Annotated in this window: 9 protein-coding genes; 8 read left to right on the forward strand and 1 reads right to left on the reverse strand. The window is 63.9% G+C overall.

Translation table 11 applies throughout. The annotated features are described in order from the left end of the window. The 8 genes from B4C31_RS06980 to B4C31_RS07015 all read left to right on the forward strand — a co-directional run. Window positions 1-679: chromosomal replication initiator protein DnaA (locus B4C31_RS06980; protein WP_291531897.1), on the forward strand; the 679-nt coding region annotated here is incomplete at its 5' end. 156 nt (window positions 680-835) lie between these two features. Continuing rightward, window positions 836-2,317 (forward strand): DUF1846 domain-containing protein, encoded by a 1,482-nt coding sequence (locus B4C31_RS06985; protein ID WP_291531898.1) that lies wholly within the window; start codon window positions 836-838, stop codon window positions 2,315-2,317. A 458-nt stretch (window positions 2,318-2,775) separates the two neighbouring features. Further along, window positions 2,776-3,900: a DNA polymerase III subunit beta gene (dnaN, locus tag B4C31_RS06990; protein ID WP_291531899.1), complete on the forward strand. Its 1,125-nt coding sequence runs from the start codon at window positions 2,776-2,778 to the stop codon at window positions 3,898-3,900. Between the two features lie 16 nt (window positions 3,901-3,916). Next, a complete protein-coding gene (gene recF / locus B4C31_RS06995) occupies window positions 3,917-5,125 on the forward strand; it encodes a DNA replication/repair protein RecF (RefSeq protein ID WP_291531900.1) in 1,209 nt (402 codons plus the stop codon). After that, window positions 5,122-5,601 (forward strand): DUF721 domain-containing protein, encoded by a 480-nt coding sequence (locus B4C31_RS07000; protein ID WP_204466079.1) that lies wholly within the window; start codon window positions 5,122-5,124, stop codon window positions 5,599-5,601. The genes recF and B4C31_RS07000 overlap by 4 nt, the downstream gene beginning before the upstream one ends. A gap of 190 nt (window positions 5,602-5,791) precedes the next feature. Further along, the gene (gene gyrB, locus B4C31_RS07005; RefSeq protein ID WP_291531912.1) at window positions 5,792-7,843 is read left to right on the forward strand and encodes a DNA topoisomerase (ATP-hydrolyzing) subunit B; all 2,052 of its coding nucleotides are present in this window, start codon (window positions 5,792-5,794) and stop codon (window positions 7,841-7,843) included. 22 nt (window positions 7,844-7,865) lie between these two features. Beyond that, a complete protein-coding gene (gyrA, locus tag B4C31_RS07010) occupies window positions 7,866-10,523 on the forward strand; it encodes a DNA gyrase subunit A (RefSeq protein ID WP_414631856.1) in 2,658 nt (885 codons plus the stop codon). Between the two features lie 110 nt (window positions 10,524-10,633). After that, window positions 10,634-11,131: a DUF3566 domain-containing protein gene (locus B4C31_RS07015; RefSeq protein WP_237744092.1), complete on the forward strand. Its 498-nt coding sequence runs from the start codon at window positions 10,634-10,636 to the stop codon at window positions 11,129-11,131. A 159-nt stretch (window positions 11,132-11,290) separates the two neighbouring features. Here B4C31_RS07015 and B4C31_RS07020 read toward each other — a convergent pair. Then, the coding region (locus tag B4C31_RS07020; protein WP_291531901.1) for a Glu/Leu/Phe/Val dehydrogenase dimerization domain-containing protein at window positions 11,291-12,262 on the reverse strand (972 nt) is incomplete at its 5' end.

Below are 12,262 nucleotides of genomic sequence, written 5' to 3' on the forward strand. Positions count from 1 at the left end.
CACCCTCGAACAGTTCTTCCACACCTTCAACAGCCTCTACCAGGCCAGCAAACGCATCGTCATCGCCAGCGACGTCGCACCCAAAAACCTCAAAGGATTCGAAGCACGCCTCATCAGCCGGTTCGACGCCGGCCTAACCGTGGACGTCAAGCCGCCGGACCTGGAGACCCGCATCGCCATCCTGCGCATGATGAGCGGCATGAACGGCGTCACCATCCCCAACGACGTCCTGGACCTGATCGCGGAACGGTTCACCGAGAACATCCGAGAGCTCGAAGGCGCCCTCACGCGCGTCACCGCGGTCGCCTCGCTCAGCAACCAGCCCGTCACCAAGGCGTTGGCGGAGCAGACGCTGCAGGACTTCTTCACCACGGATGTGGAGGTCAAACCCTCTGACATCATCGGCCAGGTCGCCAAGTACTTCCATCTGACCTTCGATCAGATCGTCGGACGCACACGAACCAAGAACGTGGCGTTGGCCCGACAGATCGCCATGTACCTGTCCCGCGAGATGACCAGCATCAGCCTGAAGGACATCGGCGACGTGTTCGGAGGACGCGACCACACCACCGTCATGCACGCGTGCACGCGCATCAGCGACGAGATGCGGGAGAAGCAGGAGATCTACAACTACGTGATGGAACTGACGGTGCGTCTCAAGCAGCGTTCCGCGGAGTGACGTCCCGCAACCGCGGGGGTCATTGCGGGGCACCGCTATACTCGTAGCATGATTGCCCGTCGGCCGCAGGCCATGACCGGGCGATGCGTTGGAACAACGAGTCCCGGCGTGCGCCCCTGCGCTCGGGCGAGACTCATGATGATGAGGGAGATGCCCATGCGCCAAGGTTTTGACAATGACAAGTACATCGAACTGCAGGCCGCGCATATCCGGGAACGCATCGCCCAGTTCGGCGGCAAACTGTATCTGGAGTTCGGCGGCAAGCTCTTCGACGACTACCATGCCAGCCGCGTGCTGCCGGGGTTCCAACCCGATACCAAGTTCCGTATGTTGAAGAGCCTGGCGGAGGATGTCGAGATCATCATCGCCATCAACGCCAACGACATCGAGAAGAACAAGGAACGCGGCGATCTGGGCATCACCTATGACGAGGATGTGCTGCGCCTGGCGGATATCTACCGCACCAACGGCCTGACCGTGGCCGCCGTGGTGCTGACGCAATACGCCGGCCAGCAGGCGGCGGACGTCTTCCGTCACCGCCTGCAGATGCTGGGCATCCCCTGCAAGCTTCATTACCCGATCGAGGGATACCCGCATGACATCGATCTGATCGTCTCCGAGAACGGATACGGACGCAACGAGTATGTGGAGACCACACGTCCGCTGGTGGTGGTGACCGCGCCCGGCCCCGGTTCAGGCAAACTGGCCACGTGCCTGTCCCAGGTGTATCACGAGCACGAACGCGGCATCGCCGCCGGCTACGCCAAGTTCGAGACCTTCCCCGTGTGGAACCTGCCGCTGAAGCACCCGGTCAACATCGCCTACGAGGCCGCCACCGTCGATCTGGACGATTCCAACATCATCGACCCGTTCCATCTGGAGGCCTACGGCAAGACCACGGTAAACTACAACCGTGACGTCGAGGCGTTCCCCGTGGTCAAGGCGCTGATGGAGAAGATCCTGGGCACCTCCCCCTACCAGAGCCCCACCGACATGGGGGTCAACATGGTGGGCTTCGCCATCACCGATGACGAGGCCTGCGCCGAGGCCGCCAGGATGGAGATTGTGCGGCGCTACTTCACCGCGGCCGTACAGGTCAGACGCACCGGCACCGGACAGGAGTACGTGGACAAGCTCGAACTCATCATGAAGAAGGCCGGGGTCTCCAAGGATTACTCGCCGACTCGCTCGGCGGCCCTGCTCAAGGAGGAGGCCACAGGGGCGCCGGCCGGCGCCATGATTCTTCCGGACGGCTCGGTGGTCACCGGCAAGACCTCCGACCGTCTGGGGGCCGCCAGCTCCCTGCTGATGAACGCCCTCAAGCAGGTCACCGGCGTGGATATGGAGCTGGAGGTCATCTCCAACGAGGCCATCGAACCCATCAGCCGGCTCAAAACCCAGCAGCTCGGCAGCCATAACCCGCGTCTGCATCCCGACGAGACGCTGATCGCGCTCTCCATCACCTCCGCCACCAGCGAGGTCGCGGCCCGCGTGCTGGCCGGCCTGCCGAAGCTGCGCGGCTGCGATGCGTTCTTCTCGGTTATCATCTCGGCTTCCGACGAGGCCCTACTCAAGCGCCTGGGCATCAATGTATGCTGCGAACCGAAATTCGAACGCTCCACGTACTACCACAAGTAGACAGGAGGCGCTTCCACGCCACCGTATACGACGCCCTTCCTGCGGTCACCGTGGGGAGGGCGTCGTCATATCCGCGTGCACAAAGTTATCCACATACTTATTCACAAATGTGGGTAAACCCTCTGGATAACTGGTGGACGACACGCAAAATCGCGGTGGATAACACGTGCGCAAGCACGCCTGGAATGTGGATACGCGCGGAACCGCTCGCCGCCGGTGGATAACTCCGAGACTTATCCACACTTCGTCCCTCACTTATCCACATTCACACACCTGTGGACAACCGTTCTCCCGCATACGATCCAGACTGTTATCCACATATCCACCGTGCTTATGGTGTTGACTATTCCCCGTCTACAGGTAATCGCCGCAACCATAACGCCCGCCCGCAGACTCCCGTTCCGTTCATCACTGCAACAGCTAGAATGAACTCAGCACCTGAACGAAACGAGGACAGCATGAAAGTCGAAATCGATTCCGCAGCTCTGGCCGATGCCGTGGCCTGGACCACGCGCGTCATTGACGCCCGCCCCGCCAACCCGATCCTGGCGGGCATCCGTCTCGAAGCCATCGATGGCACCCTGCAGCTTTCCGCATTCAACTACGAGATTTCCGCCCGCCACCACATCGAGGCCGGCATCGACGAACCCGGCACGGCCCTGGTGCTCGGCAAACTGCTGGCCGACATCACCAAGTCGCTGCCTGCGGAAAAGACCTACCTGTCCACCGACGCCTCGACGCTGACCATCAGCTCCGGCAAATCTACCTTCACGCTGCAGCTCATGCCGGACACCGAATACCCCGACCTGCCGATCGTGCCGGCTAAGATCGGCCAAGTCGACGCGCCGACCTTCGTGCAGGCAGTGTCCCAGGCCAGTGTCGCCGTCTCCCGCGAGGAGAATCGTCCGGTGCTGACCGGCGTGCGCATCCAGTTCGAGGGCGACAAGGTCGTCATGACCTCCACCGACCGCTTCCGCCTGTCCCGCTCCAGCTTCTCCTGGACCCCGCAGGACCGCGACCTCAGCACCACCACACTGGTGCGCGGCTCCCTGCTGCGCGACGTGGCCCGCTCGCTGGACGAGCACCAGAACGTGGTCCTGGACCTCGACACCGACGCCTCGTCGCTGCTGGGCTTCGAGAATGCCGGACGCACCTCCACATCGCAGGTCATCGACGGCGAGTTCCCCGCCGTGGACCGTCTGTTCGCCGATGAATACCCGATTCAGGCCGTGATCGACAAGCAGGTGCTGCTGGGGGCCATCAAGCGCGTGGCGCTGGTGGCCGAACGCAACGCCCCGATCCGCATGGTGTTCGAAGGCCAGGAACTCACCTTGTCCGCAGGCGCCGTGGACGAGGCGCAGGCCATCGAGACGCTGGACATCGACATGGACGGCGACGACATCACCGTGGCTTTCAACCCCTCGTACCTGATCGAGGGGCTGAGTGCCATCACGGAACCGTTCGTGCGCATGAAGATGACCACCGCCGTCAAGCCGGTGGAGTTCAACGGCCAGCAGGAAGCCGATTCGGACGAATCGATGGACTACCGCTACCTGCTGGTGCCGATGCGCTTCAACAACTGAGAGCCGAGGCCGCGGGGTGCATATTACACGGCTGGCGCTGGACCATTTCCGTTCATGGACCCAGTGCGTGGTGGATTTCGAACCGGGCATCACGGTGCTATACGGGGCCAATGGCCTGGGCAAGACCAATCTGGTCGAATCCATCGAAGTCCTCGGCACCGGCGCCAGCCACCGGACCTCCACCCTGGCCCCGCTCATCCAGCAGCACGCCGCCTCGGCCACCATCCGCGTCAACACGTCGGAGGCGGCATCGGACGGGCGCGATCCGGCGGACACCACGTATGAGATCACCCTCAACGCCCGTGGCGCGAACCGTGCCCGCATCAACGGCGGCGCCTCGCACTATATGAGGGATATCGTCGGCAGGGTGCCGTGCATCGCCTTCGCCCCCGAGGACCAGCGATTGGTGGCCGGCGACCCCTCCGCTCGTCGAACCCTGCTCAACCAGTCCGGGGTGCTGCTGGTGCCCGAGTATGCGGATTTGCTTCAGCAGTGCACCCATATCGCCAAGCAACGGGCGGCCTTGCTCAAACAATTGGGACAGCGGGCGGATGACGCACCGGCGGCGTTGAGCGGCCTGGAGATCTGGACTGGGCAGTTCATCGAGGTCGGCGTGGAACTGACCAGACTGAGGGCGTCCTTGGTGGACCGGCTGAAGGAGCCGTTCTCCCGCATCTACGCCGTCGTGGCGGGCGAGGGACAGCAGGCGGAACTGGCCTATCAGCCCTCGTTCGACGAGGTCCTGCTCTTCGACCAGCCGGAACAGGAGCTCAGCCGCCACTTCCAGCGGCTGTATGCGGGCGAGGTGGCGCGCGGGCAGAACCTGATCGGCCCGCAGCGTGACGACCTGACCGTGCTGCTCCATGGCATGCCGGCCCGTGAGTTCGCATCCAACGGCGAGATGTGGACGTTGGCGTGGGCGCTGAAGATGGCGCTGCACGAGCTGGTGGCGCAGGAGCGCGGCATCGATCCGATCATCATTCTGGACGACGTGTTCGCGCAGCTGGACGATGCGCGGCGCCGTCAGATCATGGAGTTCGCGCAGGGCCGGGAGCAGGTGTTCATCACGGCGGCGGCCCGGAACGACATCCCGGCATCACCGGGGATGCACCTCGTTGACGTGGCGCAGCTGGCGGAAAACCAGCGGTTGGCCCACGATCCGGATGCGATGGCGCGGGAGTTCCTGGAGAACATGCGGCGATCCGCGGATGCGGGTGAGGCATGAGCGTTCCCGCCGTCGTACTGCTGCACCTGGATCAGCGCCGGCTGCCCGCCGAGGTGTTCGACCGGCTGATGGCCCGGTCGGATTCGCGCCGCGACCGTGAGCGCAAGGCGGAGGAGGCCTGGGAGAACTTCGGCAAGCCCGGTCGTGACCCGGATACGTTGGGTGGGGTGCTGGGGACGATTGCCGGCGAAGGCCATTGGGTGCCCCATCTGAAGGTGGCACAGCTGCGCACCCAGTGGAATCTGGTGGTGGGCGATGCGATCGCCGCGCATTCGCAGGTCGCGGATTTCCGCGACGGTGTGCTGACCATCCGCGCGGAGTCCCCGGTGTGGGCCACGCAGCTGAACTATCTGATCCCGCAGTTGACGGCGACGATTCGGGAACGGCTGGCGGGGCTCGATATCGAACGCATCCAGGTCACCGGACCACGGCAATCGCAGGGCCGATACGTCCATATGCGGCGCTGGGGCCGATAATGGCGCTCTAGGCGCAAAGTCCCTGTAGACGAGTAAGGTGTTAGATAGAGTATATCGACCCTAGAAGGCCCTGTTATTTGCGTTTTAGGGCATATCGTATGAAAGTAGAACCTTCGTACGTAAGGAAATCAAGTAGGAAGGAAGTTCTGTGGCAGACCCTGAGATGGACGCGCTGAACGACCCCGATACGATGAACACCGCCAGTACCGACAATGACCTGCAGGACGCCCAGTTGGACGATTCCCTGGCCCCGGAGCATTACGAAGCCAGCGACCTCAAGGTGCTGGAGGGGCTTGAAGCCGTGCGCATCCGCCCGGGCATGTACATCGGCTCCACCGGCCCCCGTGGCCTGCACCATCTGGTGTATGAGATCGTGGACAATTCCGTGGACGAGGCTCTGGCCGGATTCGCCTCGCATATCGAGGTCACCATTCTGCCGGGCAACGGCGTGCGCGTGGACGACGACGGCCGAGGCATCCCCGTGGACATCGTGGAGGCGACAGGCATCTCCGGCGTGGAGACCGTGATGACCAAACTGCACGCCGGCGGCAAGTTCGGCGGCGGCGGCTACGCGGTGTCCGGCGGTCTGCACGGCGTCGGCATCTCGGTGGTCAACGCGCTGTCCACGCGGGTGGACATCGAGGTGCGCCGTCAGGGCTACCACTGGACGCAGACCTACGTCGACCAGAAGCCGACCGCGCCGCTCAAGCAGGGCGAGCCGATGGGCGCGGAGGAATCGACCGGAACCTCGGTGACGTTCTGGGCCGATCCGGCGATCTTCGAGACCACCGAATACGATTTCGAAACCCTGCGTTCCCGTTTCCAGCAGATGGCCTTCCTGAACAAGGGCCTGAAGATCTCGCTCACCGACCTGCGCGAGATCGACCAGGCGGGCGACGAGGTGGCCGGCGACGGCGACAACCCCGTCGAGGAGCTGCACCGCAGCGTGACCTACCGGTACGAGAACGGCATCAAGGACTACGTGGACTACATGGTCAAGTCCCGCAAGGCCACGCCGATTGAGCCGGATGTCATCGACTTCGAATCCGAGGACCTGAAGATCGGCATCTCCGCCGAGGTCGCCATGCAGTGGACCACGGCGTATTCCGAGGCGGTCCGGACCTTCGCGAACACGATCTCCACCACCGAGGGCGGCACGCACGAGGAGGGCTTCCGCGCCGCGCTGACCTCGCTGGTCAACCGGTACGCCCGTGAGAAGAACATCCTCAAGGACAAGGACGAGAACCTGTCCGGCGACGACGTCCGCGAGGGCCTGATCGCGGTGGTGTCCGTCAAGCTCACCACCCCGCAGTTCGAAGGCCAGACCAAGACCAAGCTCGGCAACTCCGAGGCCAAGGCCTTCGTACAGCGTGTGATGACCGACAAGCTTGGCGACTGGTTCGACGCCCACCCCACCGAGGCCAAGAACGTCATCCAGAAGGCCATCGAAGCCTCCCGCGCCCGCATTGCGGCCAAGAAGGCCCGTGAGAACACGCGCCGCAAGTCCATCTTCGAGACGGCCGGCATGCCGGACAAGCTCAAGGACTGTCAGTCCAACGATCCGAGCGAGTGCGAGCTGTTCATCGTGGAGGGCGACTCGGCAGGCGGCTCCGCCATCCAGGGGCGCAACCCGATCACCCAGGCCATCCTGCCGTTGCGCGGCAAGATCCTGAACACCGAGCGCGCCTCGCTGGACCGCATGATGAAGTCCGACACCATCGAATCGCTGATCACCGCCATCGGCGGCGGCTACGGCGAGGACTTCGACATCTCCAAGGTGCGCTACCACAAGGTCATCATCATGGCCGACGCCGACGTGGACGGCGCGCATATCGCCACGCTGAATCTGACCCTGTTCTTCCGGTATATGCGCCCGATGATCACGGCCGGCTACGTGTACGTGGCCATGCCGCCGCTGTACCGCCTCAAATGGACCAAGGGACCGCACGACTTCGTGTACACCGACAAGGAGCGCGACCGTGTGCTGGCCGAGGGCAAGGCCGCGGGCCGCCAGCTGCCCAAGGGCGAGGGCATCCAGCGGTACAAGGGTCTGGGCGAGATGACCTACCAGGAGCTGTGGGAGACCACCATGGACCCGGAACACCGCATCCTGAAGCAGATCCACATCGAGGACGCGGCCCAGGCCGATGAGACCTTCTCCATGCTGATGGGCGACGAGGTCGAGCCCCGCCGCCTGTTCATCCAGCGCAACGCCCATGACGCACGTTTCATCGATGCCTGAGTATGAAGGGATGTAGAACATCGTGGCAGACGAAATGAACACGAACGAGGGTGCCGACGAACAGCACCTGCCCAACGGCTCGATGGAGCCGTTAAGCCCTCAGGAGGCCGATGACACCGACTACGGTCTGATGTCCGGGGAACGCATCCAGCCGACCGACCTGCAGAAGGAGATGCGTGAATCGTATCTGGCCTATGCCCTGTCGGTGATCGTGGAGCGCGCGTTGCCGGACGTGCGCGACGGCATGAAGCCCGTGCACCGCCGCGTGGTGTACGCGATGTACGACGGCGGCTACCGCCCGGATCGCGGATACAACAAGTGCTCCCGCGTGGTCGGCGACGTGATGGGTAAGTACCATCCGCACGGCGACTCGGCCATCTACGACACGTTGGTGCGTATGGCCCAGCCGTGGGCGATGCGCTACCTGCTGGTGGACGGTCAGGGCAACTTCGGCTCCCCCGGCGACGACCCGGCGGCTGCCATGCGTTACACCGAGTGCCGTATGGCACAGCTGGCGATGGAGATGGTGCGCGACATCGACAAGGACACCGTCGACTTCGTGCCCAACTACGACGGCAAGACCCAGGAGCCGACCGTGCTGCCGGCTCGCTTCCCGAACCTGCTGGTCAACGGCTCCTCCGGCATCGCCGTCGGCATGGCCACCAACATCCCCCCGCATAACATGCGCGAGGTAGCGGACGGCGTGCACTGGGCGCTCGACCACCCCGACGCCAGCCGCGAGGAACTGCTGGACGCGCTGATCGCCCGCATCAAGGGCCCCGACTTCCCCACCGGTGCGACTATCCTCGGCCACAAGGGCATCGAGCAGGCGTACCGTACCGGTCGCGGCCTGATTACCATGCGCGCCGTGGTCAACACCGAGGAGATCAAGGGCCGCATGTGCCTAGTGGTCACCGAACTGCCGTACCAGGTCAACCCCGACCGCCTGGCCGCGTCGATCCGCGAGGCCGTGCGCGACGGCAAGATCCAGGGCATCGCGGACATGCGCGACGAGACCTCGGGCCGCACCGGCCAGCGCCTGGTGCTGGTGCTCAAGCGCGACGCGGTGCCGAAGGTAGTGCTCAACAACCTGTACAAGCATTCGCAGCTGCAGCAGACCTTCGGCGCGAACATGCTGGCGCTGGTCGATGGCGTGCCGCGCACGCTGTCGCTGGACGCGTTCGTCCGCCATTGGGTGAAGCACCAGCTGGACGTCATCGAACGCCGCACCCGCTACTTGAAGCGGGAGGCCGAGGAGCGCGACCATATCCTGCAGGGTCTGCTCAAGGCGCTGGACGCCATTGAGGAGGTCATCCGGCTCATCCGCTCCAGCCAGGGCCGCGAGGATGCCCGGCCGAAGCTGATGGAGTTCCTGGACATCGACCAGGTCCAGGCCGACGCCATCCTGTCGATGCAGTTGGTGCGCCTGGCCAACATGGAGGCGCAGAAGATCCTGGACGAGCATAACGAGCTCATGCGCAGGATCGCCGATTATGAAGACATCCTGGCCAAGCCGGAGCGCCAGCGCAAGATCGTGGGCGACGAACTCGACGAGATCGTGGCCAAGTACGGCGACGAACGCCGCACGCGCATCCTGCCGTACTCCGGCGAGATGAACGTGGAGGATTTGATCGCCGAGGAGAACGTGGTCGTCACCGTCACGCACTCCGGCTTCATCAAGCGCACCAAGGCCGACGAATACCGCGCCCAGCACCGCGGCGGCAAGGGCATCAAGGGCGCCAAGCTGCGCGAGGACGACGTGGTCGACCACTTCTTCCTGACCTCGACGCACAACTGGCTGCTGTTCTTCACCAATAAGGGGCGCGTCTACCGTCTGAAGGCGTACGAGCTGCCCGAGGGGTCGCGCGATTCCAAGGGGCAGCATGTGGCCAACCTATTGCAGTTCGCGCCCGGCGAGTCGATCCAGACCGTGCTGTCGATCCCGAACTACGAGGTCGCCAAGTACCTGGTGCTGGCCACTCGTTCCGGCAAGGTCAAGAAGACCGCGCTGGCCGAGTACGATTCGCCGCGTCAGGGCGGCCTGATCGCCGTGCGCCTGATGGCCGACGAGAACGGCGAGAACGCGGACGAGCTGATCGGCGCCGCGCTGTGCAACGCCGAGGACGACATCATCTTGGTCTCGCGCCATGGCATGAGTCTGAAGTTCAAGGCGGACGACGAGCAGCTGCGTCCGATGGGCCGCCAGACCGCCGGCGTGCAGGGCATGAAGTTCCGCGATGGCGACGAGCTACTGGCCATGGATGTGGTCTGGGGAGACACCGACAAGGATCTGCTGGTGGTCACCGACGAGGGCTTCGCCAAGCGCACCGCGATCAGCGAATACCGTCTGCAGGGCCGTAACGGCTTCGGCGTCAAGGCCGTGCAGCTGACCGACGAACGTGGATCCCTGGTCGGCGCGTTGGTGGTGGATGAAAGCGATCAGGTCATGGCCATCATGCGTTCCGGCAAGGTGATCCGCTCCGATGTGTCCGAGGTCAAGCGCACCGGTCGTACCACGCAGGGCGTGACCCTGGCCAAGCCGGACAAGGGCGACGTGATCATCTCGATCGCCCGCAACGCCGAGCAGGACGACGACGAGACCGACGAAGCACCGGAACAGTCCGAAAAGGGGCAGTCCCAGCCTGTTGAGACTGTGCAGACCGGCCCGGACGGCGAGTAATCGTCCTGAAACACTGGTAGCGTCACGTACAAGAGCTTGATTTCCAAGGAGCAACGATGAGTGAGAATCCTGAGGATCGCAATCCCGAGGTGGATGAGGTCGTCGACTATATGGACGACCAGCAGGAGTCGGCCGCTCCGCGAGTGGCACGTTCCGTTTCCAATCAGCCGTTGATCAGCGAGGAGCAGGAGCGTGAGCATTCCGGTGGCACGATTCCCTCCCGTCCGGTGCGCCGTCCCGCGCCGAGGGCACGTCGCATGAGCCTGTCGCTGACGCGCGTGGATGCCTGGTCCGTGGCCAAGGTCACGTTCATGCTGTCGATCGCCGCAGGTCTCATTCAGATCGTGGCCGCCGGCCTGCTGTGGGCGCTGCTGAATGTGGTGGGCGTATTCGACCAGATCACCCAGCTGGTCTCCACCACCGGTCTGGATGCCAGCGGACTGGATCTGGCGAACGTGTTCTCGCTGAGCACCGTGCTGTCGGCCGTGACGATCTTCTCGATCATCGAGGTCGTGATTGTTACGGTGCTGATTACCATCGTGGCGCTGCTGTATAACGTGGTCAGTTCGCTGGTCGGCGGCATCCACGTCACCCTTGGTGACGACTGACGGCACATCTCGATATCGGACATCCCGCACCGCATGGTGCGGGATATTTTTATGCGTGGACGCAGCCGAGTATCAGGTTCGGTCATATGCAAAGGGACTCCCGCAACTCGCGGGAGTCCCCTAGTCGAGTAGTCGGACTCTATCGGGCCATGCCGGCAATCAGCACCAGCCCTGGGCGACCATCGCGTCGGCCACCTTGACGAAGCCCGCGATGTTCGCGCCGGCCATCAGATCGCCTTCCTCGCCGTACTCCTTGGCGGCGGCCAGGGTGTTGGCCACGATGGACTCCATGATGCCCTTGAGCTTGGCGTCGGTCTCCTCGAAGCTCCACGCCAGACGGTAGCTGTTCTGGCTCATCTCCAGACCGGAGACGGCCACGCCGCCGGCGTTCGCGGCCTTGGCCGGGCCGTACAGCACGTTGTTGGCCTTGTACACCTCAATGGCCTCCGGGGTGGAGGGCATGTTCGCGCCCTCGCAGACCACGGTGCAGCCGTTGGCCACCAGCGCCTTGGCGGATTCCTCGTCGATCTCGTTCTGGGTAGCGCAGGGCAGCGCGATGTCGCACTTGACGGTCCACACGCCCTTGCAGCCCTCATGGTATTCGGAACCCGGCACGCGCTCGGCGTACTCCTTGATGCGGCCGCGGTGGCCGAGCTTGATGTCCTTGACCACATCGAGCTGGATGCCGTTCGGATCGTAGATGTAGCCGTTGGAATCGGAGACGGTCACCACCTTGGCGCCGAGGGCCTGAACCTTCTCGGTGGCGAAGATCGCCACGTTGCCGGAGCCGGAGATCGCCACGGTCTTGCCCTCGAACGAATCGCCACGCAGCACGCGCAGGGCCTCCTGCGTGTAGTAGCACAGGCCATAGCCGGTGGCCTCGGTACGGGCCAGCGAGCCGCCGAATTCCAGACCCTTGCCGGTCAGCACGCCCGAATATTCGTCGCGGATGCGCTTGTACTGGCCGAACAGATAGCCGATTTCACGTGCACCGACGTTGATGTCGCCCGCCGGAACGTCGGTGAACTGGCCGATGTGGCGCTGCAGCTCGGTCATGAAGGCCTGGCAGAAGCGCATGACCTCGGCATCCGAACGGCCCTTCGGGTTGAAGTCGGAGCCGCCCTTGCCGCC

Origin of the sequence: Bifidobacterium sp. UBA4282, from assembly GCF_002394995.1 — a bacterium.
GTDB lineage: Bacteria > Actinomycetota > Actinomycetes > Actinomycetales > Bifidobacteriaceae > Bifidobacterium > Bifidobacterium pullorum_B.